12 protein-coding genes are annotated in these 16,892 nt (G+C 39.4%); 8 read left to right on the forward strand and 4 right to left on the reverse strand.

All coding sequences use genetic code 11. The features are described 5' to 3' along the window. Position 1: 1 nt before the first annotated feature. From IR083_RS02970 to ileS, 3 genes are all read right to left on the reverse strand, one after another. The gene (locus IR083_RS02970; protein ID WP_194223178.1) at positions 2–628 is read right to left on the reverse strand and encodes a lipoprotein signal peptidase; all 627 of its coding nucleotides are present in this window, start codon (positions 626–628) and stop codon (positions 2–4) included. Between the two features lie 96 nt (positions 629–724). Next, positions 725–1,105 carry a TraR/DksA family transcriptional regulator gene (locus tag IR083_RS02975; RefSeq protein ID WP_006797689.1) on the reverse strand — a complete coding sequence of 127 codons (381 nt, stop codon included), beginning with the start codon at positions 1,103–1,105 and terminating at the stop codon, positions 725–727. A 56-nt stretch (positions 1,106–1,161) separates the two neighbouring features. Then, complete coding sequence (ileS, locus tag IR083_RS02980; protein ID WP_194223179.1) at positions 1,162–4,575, reverse strand: isoleucine--tRNA ligase; 3,414 nt, start codon at positions 4,573–4,575, stop codon at positions 1,162–1,164. Positions 4,576–5,416: 841 nt separating this feature from the next. Between ileS and IR083_RS02985 the strand changes: the two genes are divergently transcribed. Then, positions 5,417–6,796, forward strand: a complete 1,380-nt coding sequence (locus tag IR083_RS02985; protein ID WP_194223180.1) for a sensor histidine kinase — start codon at positions 5,417–5,419, stop codon at positions 6,794–6,796. Continuing rightward, on the forward strand, positions 6,793–7,470 hold the full coding sequence (locus IR083_RS02990; protein ID WP_194223181.1) for a response regulator transcription factor: 678 nt from the start codon (positions 6,793–6,795) through the stop codon (positions 7,468–7,470). Before IR083_RS02985 ends, IR083_RS02990 begins: the two co-directional genes overlap by 4 nt. Before the next feature lie 75 nt (positions 7,471–7,545). On the opposite strand, the gene IR083_RS02995 is transcribed toward IR083_RS02990, so the two are convergent. Then, a complete protein-coding gene (locus IR083_RS02995; protein ID WP_194223182.1) occupies positions 7,546–9,903 on the reverse strand; it encodes an outer membrane beta-barrel family protein in 2,358 nt (785 codons plus the stop codon). 186 nt (positions 9,904–10,089) lie between these two features. Between IR083_RS02995 and IR083_RS03000 the strand changes: the two genes are divergently transcribed. The 6 genes from IR083_RS03000 to IR083_RS03025 all read left to right on the forward strand — a co-directional run bounded on the left by IR083_RS03000 (position 10,090) and on the right by IR083_RS03025 (position 16,888). Next, positions 10,090–11,166 carry a hypothetical protein gene (locus tag IR083_RS03000; protein WP_194223183.1) on the forward strand — a complete coding sequence of 359 codons (1,077 nt, stop codon included), beginning with the start codon at positions 10,090–10,092 and terminating at the stop codon, positions 11,164–11,166. Positions 11,167–11,465: 299 nt separating this feature from the next. Beyond that, positions 11,466–13,799 (forward strand): type I DNA topoisomerase, encoded by a 2,334-nt coding sequence (gene topA / locus IR083_RS03005; protein ID WP_194223184.1) that lies wholly within the window; start codon positions 11,466–11,468, stop codon positions 13,797–13,799. A 45-nt stretch (positions 13,800–13,844) separates the two neighbouring features. Next, positions 13,845–15,224, forward strand: coding sequence for a sugar transferase (locus tag IR083_RS03010; RefSeq protein ID WP_006797682.1), 1,380 nt, complete (start codon positions 13,845–13,847; stop codon positions 15,222–15,224). 14 nt (positions 15,225–15,238) lie between these two features. Beyond that, a complete protein-coding gene (locus IR083_RS03015) occupies positions 15,239–15,787 on the forward strand; it encodes a nitroreductase family protein (protein WP_194223185.1) in 549 nt (182 codons plus the stop codon). Between the two features lie 4 nt (positions 15,788–15,791). Next, positions 15,792–16,130, forward strand: a complete 339-nt coding sequence (locus tag IR083_RS03020) for a LiaF transmembrane domain-containing protein (RefSeq protein ID WP_006797680.1) — start codon at positions 15,792–15,794, stop codon at positions 16,128–16,130. Then, a complete protein-coding gene (locus IR083_RS03025) occupies positions 16,130–16,888 on the forward strand; it encodes a Rossmann-like and DUF2520 domain-containing protein (protein WP_006797679.1) in 759 nt (252 codons plus the stop codon). The genes IR083_RS03020 and IR083_RS03025 overlap by 1 nt, the downstream gene beginning before the upstream one ends. The last annotated feature ends 4 nt before the right edge of the window (positions 16,889–16,892 follow it).

The following is a 16,892-nucleotide window of genomic DNA, read 5'->3' on the forward strand; positions in this document are numbered from 1 at the left end:
ATCAGGCTTTATCTTTTTTCTCCAAAGATACCGATAATGTCTTGCGATAGAAAATAAGAAGTATAAAAATACCGACCGTAATAGCAGAATCTGCAATATTAAATATAGGGCTGAAAAAGATAAAATCCTCACCACCCCATACAGGGAACCATGACGGGAATGTTCCATTTATAAGCGGGAAGTAAAGCATATCCACGACATTGCCGTGAAGCCAGCTCGAATAGCCTTCTCCCAACGAAACGAACGATGCTACATGCCCCTGATAACTGGCGGAAAATATCTCCCCATAGAATACACTGTCGATAATATTACCGAATGCTCCTGCCAGGATAAGCGCAATACATGCTATGTAACCGCTCTTATAACCCTGTTTTACTAATCTGTATAGATAATAGCCTATAAAGAAAATGGCCACAATACGGAATAACGAGAGGAACAATTTACCTCCCAGTTTCCAGCCAAAAGCCATACCGGGATTTTCCACAAAATAAATCTTGAACCAACTGGTAATCTCAATAGACTCGTAAAGAGACATATGAGTTTTTACCCAGATTTTGGATGCCTGGTCTATAATTATAATTAATGCAATAACTAATATTGCGATCAGCCCCCGATTTTTATTATCCATACAATTGATATACTAGTTCCGTAAAGAAAACGAAGAAAAAACAGAAATATCATTACATCTATTTTTTCTTCCTTTTCATCTACTGTTTCTTCCTTATTATTTTACTCCGCTATTCTTAGCCTCGATGCTTAAAGTAGCGTGAGGAACAGCACGTAAACGTTCTTTTGGTATCAACTTACCTGTTTCCCGACAAATACCGTATGTCTTATTTTCGATACGGATAAGTGCCGATTGGAGGTTTTGTATAAACTTCATCTGGCGTTGAGCCAAACGGCCGGCTTCTTCTTTCGATAGAGTTGACGCTCCTTCTTCCAATACTTTAAATGTAGGGGAAGTATCGGTAACATCATTGCCATCGGCATTTGTTATAGCCGCTCTCAATTCTTCGTATTCTTTCTTAGCCTTATTTAGCTTTTCGAGGATAATATCACGGAATTCGTTCAATTCCTCGTCTGTGTATCTTGTTTTTTCTGCCATAACTTTACGTTTTAAAAGTTAAACATCCTGTTTTAATTTTATTAAAGATAATCCTTTTATCTGACTTTATCTACAGACACCTGCAAAATATAATCATCCATGTCTATTTCCTGACCGTTTTCTACATTTCCAAGCTCTATATTATCCGCTAGCACCTGTGATGCTATATATGTCTTATATTCTGATACTGTACTTCTTATCTGCTCCTGATCAGATATTTTTATATTTATCCGGTCTGTTATATCAAAACCGCTCGATTTACGGATATTTTGTATACGGTTCACCAATTCGCGGGCAATACCTTCCTTTCGCAAATCTTCGGTTATGGTTACATCCAATGCTACTGTCAGCTTGCCTGCATTAGCGACCAACCAGCCGGGTATATCTTCCGATATTATTTCTGCATCAGCCAGTTCTATTGTAGCTGCCTGTCCTTCCACATCGAAAGTATAGCTACCGTCTTTTTCGAAGGCGGCAATTGCATCTTGCGGCATATTCTGCACTTCAACAGCCAGTTGCTTCATTATCTTACCATAACGAGGTCCCAGCTTCTTGAAATCCGGTTTTACTTTCTTCACAAAGATACCTTCCGAACCACCGACATATTTAAGCTCTTTCACATTCACCTCATTCAATATCAGGTCGCGTACGGCTTCTATATCCTGTTCCTGCTTATCGTTGAGGATAGGTATCATTATCTGCATAAGCGGCTGGCGTACTTTCACACTCTCTTTGCGGCGAAGCGCCAAGACTGCCGATGATATATCTTGTGCAATCTGCATACGTTCTTCCAGCGTTTTATCCACAACAGAAGCATCATAAGCCGGATAATCAGACAGATGTACCGATGGTGCTTTTTCTTTTTCTGTCACTGAAACCAGATCATAGAACAACTTATCGGAGTAAAACGGAGAGATAGGAGCCATCAGTTTTGCAACTGTTTCAAGACATGTATATAATGTCTGATAAGCAGACAATTTATCTTTTGTCATTTCTCCACCCCAGAAACGTTTTCTGTTCAGACGGACATACCAGTTACTCAGATTGTCGTTCACAAAATCAGAGATAGCACGTCCGGCCTTTGTAGGCTCATACGTTTCGTAATACTCATCCACATCTTTTACAAGTGTATTCAGCAGAGATATTATCCAGCGGTCTATTTCCGGTCTTTCGCTTACAGGTATCAACTTTTCGCTAAAAGTGAAACCATCTACGTTGGCATATAATGCAAAGAACGAATAAGTATTGTATAATGTTCCGAAAAATTTTCGGCGAACCTCTTCTACGCCTTCAATATCGAATTTCAGGTTATCCCAAGGCGAAGCGTTGGTGATCATATACCAGCGCAACGGATCAGAGCCATATTTTTCGATCGTAGAAAATGGATCTACTCCGTTTCCACGGCTTTTAGACATTTTATTGCCGTTCTTATCCAGTACAAGACCATTGGATACGACATTCTTGAAAGATATACTATCCTTCACCATCGTAGATATGGCATGCAGTGTGAAAAACCATCCACGGGTCTGGTCAACTCCTTCTGCTATAAAGTCGGCAGGATAAACTTTTGAGAACTCCTCCTCGCTTATATTCGGATAAAACACCTGTGCAAACGGCATAGCACCGGAATCGAACCATACGTCTATAAGGTCAGCCTCACGTTTCATCGGTTTGCCCGACTCCGAGACCAATACTATATTATCCACATATGGGCGGTGCAGGTCTATTTTCTCATAGTTAGCCTTATCCAGATTTCCTATTTCAAAACCTTTCCAAGGTATTTCTTTCATAAATCCTGCGTCGACAGCCTTTTGCATTTCTGCATAGAGTTCCTTTATGGAACCTATACATTTTTCCTCTTTGCCGTCCTCAGTCCTCCATATAGGCAATGGTGTGCCCCAATAGCGGCTACGGCTGAGGTTCCAGTCCTGAAGATTCTCCAGCCATTTACCAAAGCGGCCTGTACCTGTAGACTGAGGCTTCCAATTGATAGTTTCGTTCAGCTCCATTAAGCGTTCGCGACTGGCTGTTGTGCGTATAAACCAGCTATCGAGCGGATAGTACAACACAGGTTTGTCCGTACGCCAGCAGTGCGGATAATTATGCACCTGACGCTCTATCTTAAAGGCCTGATTAGCCAACTTGAGCATTACGCTAAGGTCTATATCGAGTGTATTGGCATCGGCAGGCAATGTATCGTCATATTCATTTTTCACATAACGGCCTGCGTATTCCTTATATAAATCTACATTTACATTTGTTTTCAAATATTCCGGATCGATGTCTTCGAGGCGGAAGTATTTACCGGTAAGGTCTACCATCGGACGTTGATTACCATCTTTATCCAAAAGCAACAAAGCCGGCACTCCATTTTCTTTGGCAACCTTGGCGTCGTCCGCTCCAAAAGTAGGCGCTATATGCACGATACCCGTACCATCATCGGTAGTTACGAAGTCTCCTCCCAGTACACGGAATGCACCCTCACCCGGGTTCATCCACGGTATCAGTTGCTCATACTCCATACCCACAAGATCAGAACCTTTCCACTCTCCTACTACTTTATACGGTATCAGTTTATCTCCCTGCTTATAATCTTCCAGTGCTACATCTTTTGCCTTTTCATTGAACATGCTGAACATAAGCCATTTTGCAAGTACAGCAGTCATTTTATTTCCTGTATACGGGTTGTAGCTCTGAACGGCAACATATGTGATATCCGCTCCTACAGCCAAAGCTGTATTCGAAGGCAATGTCCACGGAGTAGTGGTCCATGCAAGGAAATAAGCATCGCCAAACTGAGACATCTCTGCTTTAGGCGATTTGATCTTAAACTGAGCTACACAAGTGGTATCTTTTACATCACGATATGCTCCGGGCTGGTTCAATTCGTGTGTGCTGAGTCCTGTACCTGCGGCAGGAGAATAAGGCTGTATAGTATATCCTTTATAAAGGTATCCTTTCTTATATAATTCGTTCAGCAAGTACCAAAGCGTTTCTATATAACGGCTATCGTACGTTACATAAGGATCGTTCATGTCTACCCAGTACCCCATGATGCGGGTCAGGTTTTCCCATTCTCCGGTATATTTCATTACTTCCTTGCGGCAAGCGTTGTTATATTCTTCTACCGATATTTTTTTACCGATATCTTCTTTGGTTATACCTAATTTTTTCTCAACAGAAAGTTCCACCGGTAGTCCATGAGTATCCCATCCGGCCTTGCGGTTGACCAGAAAACCTTTCATTGTCTTATACCTGCAGAAGATATCTTTTACTGCACGTGCCATTACATGGTGAATACCGGGCATTCCGTTTGCCGACGGAGGTCCTTCGTAAAAAACAAACGATGGGGCTCCAGTGCGTACATCCAGACTTTGTTGGAATATGTTCTCCTTATCCCACTTTTCTAATATCTCTTTATTGATATCAGACAAGTTAAACCGATTGTATTCTGAAAACTGCTTACTCATAGTGTGTATAAAACATGCATTAAAAAAATTGAGGGCAAAGATAATAAAAAGTTATGAGTTATAAATTATAAATTATGTGTAACTAAAGCACCCACACGAAATATATGTTTTTATGCAGAAAGTTTATCTATATGGATAGCTGGTAGCCTTTTGCTGTTAGCTTATAGTTCTTTGAAAGATTGGGATAAGTAAGTGATGAGTATAAGTTATGGGTTAGCCTCTGCATCTTCGCACGAACGTGAAAATACTATTTACTGAAACATGTGTTACCTTTTGGGAAAACCGTAGGGGCGAAACATCTTTCGCCCGTTAGTCATTGTGGGCGAATGTTTATTCGCCCCTACAAAAGCCATAAAATCCGTTACTTCTGTTACTTTTCAACCACACATAGTTAACAAATGCAAAATTATCAAGGTAAAAACAATGAAAAAACTGTCAGATATGTCAGATTTTAACCAAATACAGTTAATAAATATAAATAAGTTGATGAATTATGAGTTTTAAGTACTAAGTTGAATTGTAGCGAAGCGTAAATAGACGGAGACAAAAACCGTATTTCTGTTTACTGTAAAGTCACTTGTGCGATAACCAAAACTAACGGCTGTCAGCTAATAGCTGAAATATGTGTAACCTTTGTTACTTTTTTATTTTTAACCACGGAGTAGAAGGAGTAGCACGGAGTTTTTAGAAGAAAAAGTGACAATAAAAAATTGTGTAAAAGTGTCAGGTTTGTCAACTTTTAACAATGCCTGAAACGTCCATGCAATGTTATATAGTGTTATCGCTATTTTATGTTAGCCGTTGATTCACTATTTTTGTTATAAAAGAATTATTCCATAACATGAAATTCCGGTTCAAATTCACAGCTATCGTCATCCTCGGCCTGCTCATATTGGTTTGCGGATATCAGGTATACTGGCTTGTTAATTTTCATAACGAACAATACAGGAAAATGGAAGCAGCCATAAAGAATGCAATGAACAATGCGGACTTTAAAGAAATAGCTATAAGGATCAACGACCTGCAAAACGACGGGGACTCTATACCCAGACAAAATCTGAATGGGATTATGGCCAGAAAACAGGAAAAAATGCCAGATGTAGTAGTCAGAATTAACAGCAGCAAAAAAGACGGAACCGTAATATGGAGCGATGCAAAAAAAATGAATGTATCTATCCAGCAAGGATTTCATTTAACTATAGACTCCTTAAAATCCATAGATATAGCCAGATACGACAGCCTTCTACGAACTGAACTCAATCAGTTGGAAATCCATATACCTTATTATCTTGAATATACTACTAATATAAATGACAGCACCCTATCGCCATATGCAAAAGATATAGATAAGAGTAAGTATAAGAAATATGTATTTACATTCAGCGATGATAATAAGGAAGCATATATCGTATATATGAAAGAGCCTCAATGGTATATATTCAGAGATATGATCGGACTGATCTGTGTATCCATACTAATGATTGCTTTATTAATTGTGTCTTACATTTATTTATTGAAAATAATACTGAGGCAAAAAACAATAGACGAAATAAAGAGTGACTTTATTAATAATATGACACATGAGCTTAAAACACCTATAGCCATAACTTATGCGGCTGTAGACTCATTGCAAAACTTCGGGATGGCGGATGACCCAAAAAAACGGGACGAATACCTGACAATATCCCGGGAGCAATTGATGTACCTGAATAGCCTTGTGGAACAAATTCTTACCATGTCGGTCGAAGAAAGGAAAAACCTGAAATTATCGACTGAGAATATCTCCCTGACTGAAGAATTTGAAAATCAAAAGAATAAATTCTACCTCAATAACACAAAGCCGGTTTTTATCGACATTGATGTAAACCCCGAATATCTTATCATAGTAGCAGACAGGCTGCACTTTGGCAACATTATAAGTAACCTGATAGAAAATGCCATCAAATACTCGGATAAAAGTGTACATATAAAATTATCCGCGTACAGGAAAGATAATAAAACAATCATTTCGGTTACTGATAACGGGATCGGAATTCCCGGTAATGCTTTAGATAAGATTTTCGACAAGTTCTACCGGGTTTCTACCGGAAACATACATAATGTGAAAGGATATGGACTGGGCTTGTCCTATGTGAAAACGATTGTGGAAAAGCATTGCTGGGAGATAAGCGTAGAAAGTGAGGAAGGGAAAGGTACCTGTTTTAAAATTACGATCATATGAAGATAAAGGTATTGCTAGTCGAAGATGAACCGGCTCTGGCCATGATTATAAAAGATGCCCTCGAAAAAAGGGAGTTTACGGTCGATTGCGCGGCAAACGGAAATGAAGGGCTGGAAATGTTTCATAAATTACATCCCGATATTATTGTAGCCGATATAATGATGCCAAAATTAGATGGGTTCAGTATGACTCAACTGATTCGTCAGACCGACAAGCATATTCCGCTCCTGTTTCTTAGTGCCAAATCGAAAACAGACGATGTAGTACAGGGTTTTGAAATTGGCGGCAACGATTATCTGAAAAAGCCATTCGGCATGGAAGAACTGATTGTTCGCATAAAATCCTTACTCAACCGTGTACAAAACGAAGTGCGAAAAGAAAAGATATACCAGATTGGAGAATATACATTCGACCCTGTACAGCAAAGGCTTTTCCATCCGCAAAAGGTAGAAGTATTATCGCATCGTGAAGCATCCATACTGGAACGCTTATGTGCAAATCAGAACAATATAGTGGAAAATAAAGCCGTATTACTGGAATTGTGGGGCGATGACAGTTTTTTCAATACACGCAGTCTGCATGTATTCATCGTGAAGCTGCGAAAGAAATTATCGTTAGATGCCCACATTCAGATTATTAACATCAGGGGAATAGGATATAAAATGATCTTTTAGGCAAAACAAAGACTCTCCGAGGAATCCTCATCAGAGAGCCATGAAATGTAGTGTGTAATATATTGAATAGAGTTGTTATCGTCCAAACCGGGACGTATCTAGATCCTCTACCTTCGGTTTCTTGTAATTTCCAAAACGATAAGTAAAGGATAGCTTAAAAACCGGGGCATTGGGCTTTATATTCATCGTACTGTATTGATTCATACAATCGATCTTTGTAGTCTGCTTACCGCTTTTGAATACATCTTCTACACGGAACATCAATTCGGCCCTACTATCAAGGAATGTCCATTTGGCACCGGAAGCAACGTTCCACATCCGCCCTATATCGTATATGCCCTGCAATGCCCCGTGCATATAAAAGCCCGACACATCCAGTTTTACATCAGGCCTGGATGAGATATTAATCGTATTTCTCAACTGTACCACAAATGAGTTCTTTGACCGGGTGTATGGCACATTGTAAAAATCATCATCTTTTTCTTCCTGTCTGATAAGATTGACAGTCGCTCTTGTATCCCAAATTTTATCAATCTTTAGAGGTACGACAAAGAATACACCGAACTGCTTTTCATAATTCAAATTTACCATTTGGAAAACGTTCTGAAGAGCTTCCTGCGATTGGTATGGCAACTGAATATAACGGTCGGGCTTATATTCGTAATACCCGCCTATCATATATTTCTGATTCATTATAAAGTTGAGCTGAGTCTTGTAATTCCTAGAAAACTTAAGTTCAGGATTACCTTGCACCATCGAATAAGCATTTATCCTGACCACATCATTACTTAATGCCCAATAGGGAGGGTAGCTAATATCAGAAGAGAATGATAGCTGCAAAATCCGCCGAGGGTTATATGTATAGGTCAAATTTGCATTGACAAAGGGCTGAAAATCGTTCCAAAGAGTTTTCTTTTCTCCCATAATATCAATTGTAGCCCTGAAATAGTTTGCAGACAAAGAAGCCTGAGCCGAAAGTTTATCCCCGAAGGACTTTGAGAATCCGGCAAAAACAGATGCCGAATATTCTTTCTGCATACTATTGTTTATAGAATCTACAGCCTGCCCTTCCGGGTTCCGGTAATAGTCATACAGATTGTTATTCTTCGACGAAGAGGTATTTCCTCCGTAATCCAGTCTCCATTCATTCTTTAGACTTATACTATGATTGATAAAGGCAACTACTTTATCCACCTTTTGGTTGGTCTTCGTCTTAAACACTGTCTGCAAAACATCTCCGTTGGAATAGTCCGAATACTTTTCAGTTGCAGGGTCCCGATAGATTGTATAATCAACTCCCATATTCAGGTTTTTGTGTGAGTTATACTCTATTTTCATATTATGAAGGTAGCTGTTCCCATCCTTGTTACTCAGGGAAGTAATATCAGAAAAAGGGTTCTTATCTTTCAGAAAGACTGTTTTAGCCGCCGGCTTAGAATCCGTATCATCTATAGCTGTAGTATAAACAAGCCTAAATTTGTCTTTATTGGTAAATGTATACCCCAATCCCAACCTCAGGTTCAAAGCTTTTCTATCGGATTGAAACCTGTTTTGTTGTGTAATATCATAAGTATGACCGTCAAAGTGATGCATTGCATACATGTCATTCAGCCCCCAACCCTTCGACTGCCCTACCCCAATAGTCAGATCCGCATTCAAGGAAGGTTTTGTAAACAACAGATTTCCCCTTAATCCATATCCTGCATAAAAAGCCTGTTTGTATTCTGCATTTCCCTCACCCTGTATCGTTGGTGTTCCGGCAGTCTGGCCTTTTAGTATTATATTTATAGCCGCTCCCCTTATATTATACTGAGGCGGAGCACTATACATAATTTCTATATCAGACACCCGCGATGAAGGAATAGACTTCAGTAAATTTACGATTTGATCTTTACTCATACTCGTCTGCTGCCCGTTTATAAGTATCGTATATCCGGAACTTCCAATCAATTGCAACTCATCTCCCACTCCGGTGACACTGGGTACATTCTGCAAAGTTTCAAAGGCATTCGATACTGCTTTATCCTTTACCAGTTGAGGTATATCATATACCAGTTTACCATCTATAGCTTTTACCACAGGACGCTCTCCACTTACAACCACTTCATTCAGGAGCTTACTTAAAGACAGTAAAACAAAAGGAGCTAACTCGACACTGTTATTTACAGAGACAGAATGGCTTTCTTTTTTATAGGCCATATGTTGTAAAACTAAAATATAATCCCCTCCCGGTATGCCATTAAATTCAAATTCACCAAGAGGATTGGAAATCACCGTTTTTAACAAAAGGCTATCGTCTGCTTTTTGCAAAACACAAACTACAGCCTCCACCGGCAGATTGGATTCATTCATCACAACACCCCTCAATGAATAACTTTGAGAAAATCCCAATGAAGAGATAAAGAACAGCAAAACCCACAATAATTGTTTCATATACTCATTTTAACTTCTGATGATACAAATGTAAAGGCAAGTGTATATACTCAATGCTTCCTTTATGCTATTTAGTGTTACCAAGTGTTATCTGTATTACAAATAAAAAAAATTAACAAATATTTTAACATTCAATTATAATCCCTATCTTTGACCATTGGTTCAGAACATTATATAGACACAAATATGCAAGATTCTTTTAAAAACAGGGTAACTAAATTCTGGAAATCCTTTTCAGAAGAAGAATACCAAATTAGGGAAATGATGGATAATAAAGTTGAGGGAGAGATTCTTCTCAATTTTGTGGATAGTATTTTACAAATTGCTTTTAATAAAGTTTATTTCGAAATGGGAGTAAACAATGAAGGCAAGTATGAACTCATTTTAACGCCTGAAGGAGATCGTACCCGGCTAATGCTGTTGCATTACTGGCTCCAATATGCACCACAGCATTTGCTGAAACATTGGAACTTTTATTCAACAAAACCAGCTCATGGCAAACCGGGGGCAATAATAGATATGTTCGACATCAGAATTGGAGAAAGCGATATAATCATCTACCCTGAAATGGATAATGACAAAAGCAAGGTAAACATAGAATTGTATAGTCCCAAGTTGATGGCATTGGATGAGAACAAACGCTATTCAATGTTCTTCATCTACCTCGATCAATTTATTGGAGAATTGTACACAATGGAGTACATCGGGTATATTGACTTTGTGGAAGAAAAACAAAATAAAAGATCATCGACAATATCTGATCTCAAACCATTCATAGATAAAGCTATTAAAGATCATGGCTGGCCAAAATTCGATAATCCTTGTGAAATATACAGCGGTTACAGGATGGAGCCTACCGAAAATGAGAACTGGAAGTTGCGTGAGGATGTATTCTCGGGTTATACCTCATGCACTCCGTTATTAAATGATTATTACAACGGAGAAAACAAACGATCTGATGAAGCTAAAGAAAACGGGGTTGTCTTCGGTTTCCTTTTCTTCGAGAACATTAACATCCCCCGGGAAAATGTTGTTAATTTCAGAGGTGAGATAGAAGATAAAATCACTGCTGCTACTAATCCTTATGGTTTAGCCAATAGTCTGGGAGGTGCTACAGGTTTTCATTTTTCATATATTGATTTCATTATATACGATTATGAAGCCTTCATCCCTATAGTGAGAGAAATATTATCCGGCTATAAACTTGAAGAAACCGGATTTTCTGATTTTACGGCCGAAGCTAAACCGCTTATATTTAATTGACTAAAAAAAAATGCTCTATGGAATTTATTCCCGGAGCATTTTTCTTAAAAAGAATTATCTATATACTAAAAATAGAGAATAGCTGTTACAGGATAAGAAAACAGGAATAGTTAGAGATTGTTATCTTTTAGTTAAAATAAGCCTTCACAACTTAAATATTCAGACCTTTATCAGCGTTCAAAATTTTTTATTCTGCTTTTTAAAACAAAATCATTACTTTTGCGGTTCAATTAGAAAAAATAACTTTCTGAATAGGTATAATTTAATTCATCCTGATAATACAAGATAAGCCTTAATATATGCAAAAAAATTTAGTAATTGTTGAGTCTCCTGCTAAAGCCAAAACCATAGAAAAGTTTCTGGGCAAAGATTTTAAAGTTATGTCCAGTTATGGACATATCAGAGACCTGAAGAAGAAAGACTTGGGGATAGACTTGGAGAACGGCTATACACCTCTATACGAAGTTCCGGGTGACAAGAAGAAGGTGGTAGATGAACTAAAAAAGGCTGCCAAAGAAGCCGATATAGTATGGCTGGCTTCCGATGAAGACCGGGAAGGAGAAGCTATATCCTGGCATTTGTTCAAAACATTGAAGCTTGATGAAAAGAAAACAAAAAGAATCGCATTCCACGAAATAACCAAGGATGCAATCCTACATGCCATAGAAAATCCCCGACAGATAGATATAAATCTTGTAGACGCGCAACAAGCGCGCCGGGTGCTCGACCGCATTGTAGGTTTCGAATTGTCCCCTGTACTCTGGCGCAAAGTAAAACCTGCTTTATCGGCAGGACGGGTACAATCTGTCGCTGTAAGACTTATCGTAGAACGGGAACGTGAGATACAGGCTTTCCAAAGTGAAGCATCTTATCGTGTTACGGCTGTTTTCGTAAAAAAAGAAAACGGGGTTGATACAGAAATAAAGACAGAATTAAGCAAACGGCTGAAAACAAAAAAAGAAGCGCTTGACTTTCTTGAGAAATTAAAAGAAGCCAGCTTTAAAGTAGAAGACGTGGAAACAAAGCCGATGAAGAAATCACCGGCAGCACCGTTTACTACATCAACTTTGCAGCAGGAAGCATCCCGCAAACTGGGTTTTCCGGTATCACTAACGATGATGGTTGCACAGAAGCTATACGAATCTGGAAAGATCACCTATATGCGTACCGACTCGGTAAACCTATCAGGGCTGGCTATAAATACAACAAAAAACGAAATAGAATCCGTTTACGGAAAACAGTATTCCAAAGTACGTCAGTTCTCTACTAAGAGTAAAGGAGCCCAAGAGGCCCACGAGGCCATTCGCCCGACATATATGTCGGAACATACAGTATCCGGCACAGCACAGGAAAAGAAACTATACGACCTCATTTGGAAACGGACTATCGCATCCCAGATGGCAGATGCAGAATTGGAGAAAACAACTATTACAATAGGCATATCCAATAATAAAGAGCTTAAATTCACGGCTGTCGGCGAAGTCATCAAATTCGACGGATTCCTGCATGTATACCTTGAGGGAACAGATGATGAAAATATTGATAGCGAAAGTAGCCTGTTGCCTCCTGTAAAACCTCAGGAAGCAATGGATATGAAGGAGAGTATTGCCACAGAACGTTTCACACAGCGTCCCAGCCGTTACAGCGAGGCCTCATTGGTTCGTAAATTGGAAGAACTTGGTATCGGACGCCCATCTACATATGCGCCGACTATCTCGACAATCCAGAACCGTGAATATGTAGAAAAATCAAATATAGAAGGTACCGAACGTCAATACAACATATTGACACTGAAAAAAGACAAAATAGCAGATTCCCAAAAAATCGAAATAACAGGAACAGACAAAGGAAAGTTGATTCCAACCGATACAGGTATGGTTGTCAATGACTTCCTTACAGAATACTTTCCTGACATACTGGATTATAATTTTACTGCCAATGTGGAAAAAGAGTTTGACCAGGTGGCTGAAGGAGAAGAAAACTGGACTAAGCTGATAGATAAGTTCTACAAGGTATTTCATCCGGTCGTAGAATCGGCAACCAATATGCAAACCGATCATAAAATTGGAGAGCGCATACTGGGTATCGATCCTAAATCGGGCCGTCAGGTTTCTGTAAAGATAGGCCGGTTTGGGCCTATGGCACAGATCGGTGTGCAGGAAGACACAGACAAACCTCTTTTTGCAGGATTGCAAAAGACTCAGTCGATAGCCTCTATTACGCTCGAAGAAGCCTTGAGATTATTCGAACTTCCCCGTTCAATAGGTGAATTCGAAGGTAAAGACGTTAGTGTCGGTACAGGCCGGTTCGGCCCATATATCAAGCATGATGGCAAGTTTATATCGCTGCCTAAAGGTTATGATCCTTTCGAAGTAGATATTGATATGGCAATTCCCCTGATTACCGACAAACGGAAAAAGGATGCAGAAAAGGTTATTAAGACCTTTACAGAAGATACCGACCTGCAAATACTGAATGGTCGTTATGGCCCTTATATAGCATATAAGAAAAGCAATTTCAAGATACCGAAAGGTACAGCACCTGAGAGCCTGAACTTTGAAGCATCAATGAAGATCGTAAACTCTACTGAAGAAAAATCTGCCAAGACCAAAGGAAAAGCGAAAAAGAAATAAGCGGTAATAACCCTGTTTGTTCTTAAGATTATTAAAATACATTGAATGAATAAGATCTTAGAAAAGATATTCGGGTATAGGGGATATAGGATTATAATCCCCCTGATAGATTTGGCTGTGATTTACGGCTCATACATCTTAGCCTTTTATCTGTTCAAAGATGCTTTGGATAATTTTACGCTCAACTACAATGCTTTTAAGGCGAGTATACCTTTCATTATCATTAGCTATCTTATTCTAAGCCACATATTCGAACTTGACAAGCCAAAAGACTTTACTCTTTTTGGAGTTGGCTACACTGTTGTATTGGCAGTAGGATCGCTTTTATTTACAACAATGGCTATCAGCTTCTTTATCCGGGAATTTGCATTTCCCCGAAGTATACTTTTGGCTGGTACCATCTTTCAGCTTGTAGTCATAACCTTCTGGCATCTATTTGCCAGCCGTATGTATTTCCGGGTAAACAAGGGAAAATCGGTACTCGTCATTGGTTATGAAAAGTCTCAGGCACTCGCCTATAAACTACTGGAATCGAGAGGAATGTGGTCTCAGATCAAGCATGTCTGTTCGCCGGCATATCCTAAAGTGTATGAACTGATTGACGAATGTGATATTACATTCATTACAGAAGACGTAGAAGAATCATTGAAGCAGGAAATAATACTTTACTGTGTTGAAAATAACCATACGGTTCTCTATCAGCCAAAAAATCTGGAGATTCTCCAATTTAACGCCAATTTCCTTCAAATAGACGATTCTCCTGTATTAGATGTCAGAGAATTCGGTCTTTCGCAAGGAAGTGAAACAACTAAAAGGATCATCGATGTTCTTTTAGGAAGTATGGCACTCGTTATATTCTTCATCCCGTTTGTATTTGTTTATCTGGCTCTGAAAATAGGAGGAGGTACGGCTTTTTATGTACAGGAAAGGATTACCCGTGACAATAAGGTATTCAAAATATACAAATTCAGGACAATGGTTGAGAATGCCGAAGCCATTTCCGGTCCTGTATTAGCTCAGGAAGTAGATAAACGCATTACCAGACTGGGTCATATACTGAGAGCGACACGCCTGGACGAAATTCCTCAGATATTTAACATCCTTATCGGGGATATGAGTATTGTTGGCCCACGTCCCGAACGTCCGTTTTTCGTTGAACAGTTTTGTGAAGAAATGCCTGAATATAAGCTCCGCCACAGAGTAAAGGCCGGACTGACAGGGTTGGCTCAGGTTCAGGGAAAATATAATACTTCCGTAAGAGACAAATTAAAATATGACTTATTGTATATCAATGGTTATTCTCTGGCTCTCGACATAAAGTTAATCATGCAGACACTGAATATATTACTCCGTAGCAATAGTACGGAAGGAGTTAAAAGTGTAGAAGAACTCGGTGATGAGATAGAACATCTTACCAGACGCTAAATACATATTCTCTTATGACTGATTTTCAACAATTAATAATAAGCCGGCGCAGCACTCGTAAATTTACGGATGAGCCGCTTAGCCCGGAACAGGTGGAAACGATAATGAAGGCTGCATTGATGTCTCCTTCTTCTAAAAGTGCCAATCCGTGGCAATTCCTTTTGATAGAAGATAAGGAAATGCTGGATAAGCTGTCGTATTGCAAAAAATCGAGTAGCAGATTAATTGCCGGATGTGCTTTGGCCATTGTCGTACTAGCCGACCCTCTGACCAGCGATGTATGGATAGAAGACTCTTCTATAGCATCCATCATGGTACAGTTACAAGCTGAAGACTTAGGCCTGGGCAGCTGCTGGGTACAGGTACGCGAACGATATACGATGAGTGATACTCCATCTGATGAATATATCAGGGAACTATTCGACATCCCGATGCAACTCCAGGTCTTATCTGTAATAGCAATAGGACACAAAGCTCAGGAACGTCCGCCTTTCGATGAAGAGAAGCTGCAGTGGGAGAAGATACATATCGGTAAATTTAATATAGACCAATTAACCGAATAAAATTATGGCAACAAGTTCGAATAAAGCATCCAACGACCGTCTATCTTACGGAATAACCATCCTTATCTTCGGTGTATTATTCTTATTAGACAAGCTAGGGTTTCTCAGGCAGATACCTTACGGACAAAAACTTATCAGCGTCGGTGTATTCTTCCTTATAGGAGGAATCGTCTTTCTTATTACACAACCAAAAAAGATGCTTGGCTGGATATTTCTGGGAATAGGCATCATACTTAATGCCGACTTGTTCTTCGGCTGGCTGAGTAATTATTCCAATCTGATAGTCCCATTAGGCCTGATTATAGCAGGTGTAGCAATGGTACTGACCGCAAAGAAAAACTGATGAGAATTGTATTCATAGGTGCCGGAAATGTGGCTACCCATCTGGCTAGGGAACTGTATAGAAGATCCTTTGATATCATACAGATATACAGTCGTACTTTGGAGGCTGCATCCGTCTTAGCTGAACAGGTACATGCTGTCCCTACTACAGACATCGCTTCGGTAATCAATGATGCCGATTTGTATATCTTTTCGGTAAAAGATTCTGTACTGGACAGTATAGCTTCTCAATTACCCAAAAACGATGGCATATGGATTCATACCGCGGGAAGCGTACCTTTAGATATATTCAGTAAATACGCAGGTAGCTATGGAGTAATCTATCCATTTCAGACATTCAGTAAAGACAGAATTATAGAATGGGCTGATATTCCTGTTTTTGTAGAAGCATCCGATACAAAAAGTCTGAATATATTACACGCTATCGCCAGCCAACTATCGGGTAAAGTATCTGAACTATCCTCCAAAGACAGGAAATATATACACCTGACCGGGGTATTTGCGTGCAACTTCACCAATCATATGTACGCTCTGTCCGAACTATTCCTGAAGAAAGCGAATCTTCCCTTTGAGGTAGCCTTACCTCTTATAGATGAAACCGCATCGAAGGTACATTCATTAACTCCCGGTGAAGCACAAACCGGCCCCGCCATCCGTTACGACAAGAACATCATTGACAAGCATATGGAAATGATAGAAGACGAGAAGATAAAGGAAATATATAAGCTGATAAGCGAAAATATTCACAGAATGAGCTAATCGG

This window comes from Dysgonomonas sp. GY75 (assembly GCF_015234155.1).
Classification (GTDB): domain Bacteria; phylum Bacteroidota; class Bacteroidia; order Bacteroidales; family Dysgonomonadaceae; genus Dysgonomonas; species Dysgonomonas gadei.

Bases quoted from the DNA above. Each gene is read 5' to 3' on its own strand.
- IR083_RS02970 (WP_194223178.1), bottom strand. From the start codon at position 628: ATGGATAATAAAAATCGGGGGCTGATCGCAATATTAGTTATTGCATTA.
- IR083_RS02975 (WP_006797689.1), bottom strand. From the start codon at position 1,105: ATGGCAGAAAAAACAAGATACACAGACGAGGAATTGAACGAATTCCGT.
- ileS (WP_194223179.1), bottom strand. From the start codon at position 4,575: ATGAGTAAGCAGTTTTCAGAATACAATCGGTTTAACTTGTCTGATATC.
- IR083_RS02985 (WP_194223180.1), top strand. From the start codon at position 5,417: ATGAAATTCCGGTTCAAATTCACAGCTATCGTCATCCTCGGCCTGCTC.
- IR083_RS02990 (WP_194223181.1), top strand. From the start codon at position 6,793: ATGAAGATAAAGGTATTGCTAGTCGAAGATGAACCGGCTCTGGCCATG.
- IR083_RS02995 (WP_194223182.1), bottom strand. From the start codon at position 9,903: ATGAAACAATTATTGTGGGTTTTGCTGTTCTTTATCTCTTCATTGGGA.
- IR083_RS03000 (WP_194223183.1), top strand. From the start codon at position 10,090: ATGCAAGATTCTTTTAAAAACAGGGTAACTAAATTCTGGAAATCCTTT.
- topA (WP_194223184.1), top strand. From the start codon at position 11,466: ATGCAAAAAAATTTAGTAATTGTTGAGTCTCCTGCTAAAGCCAAAACC.
- IR083_RS03010 (WP_006797682.1), top strand. From the start codon at position 13,845: ATGAATAAGATCTTAGAAAAGATATTCGGGTATAGGGGATATAGGATT.
- IR083_RS03015 (WP_194223185.1), top strand. From the start codon at position 15,239: ATGACTGATTTTCAACAATTAATAATAAGCCGGCGCAGCACTCGTAAA.
- IR083_RS03020 (WP_006797680.1), top strand. From the start codon at position 15,792: ATGGCAACAAGTTCGAATAAAGCATCCAACGACCGTCTATCTTACGGA.
- IR083_RS03025 (WP_006797679.1), top strand. From the start codon at position 16,130: ATGAGAATTGTATTCATAGGTGCCGGAAATGTGGCTACCCATCTGGCT.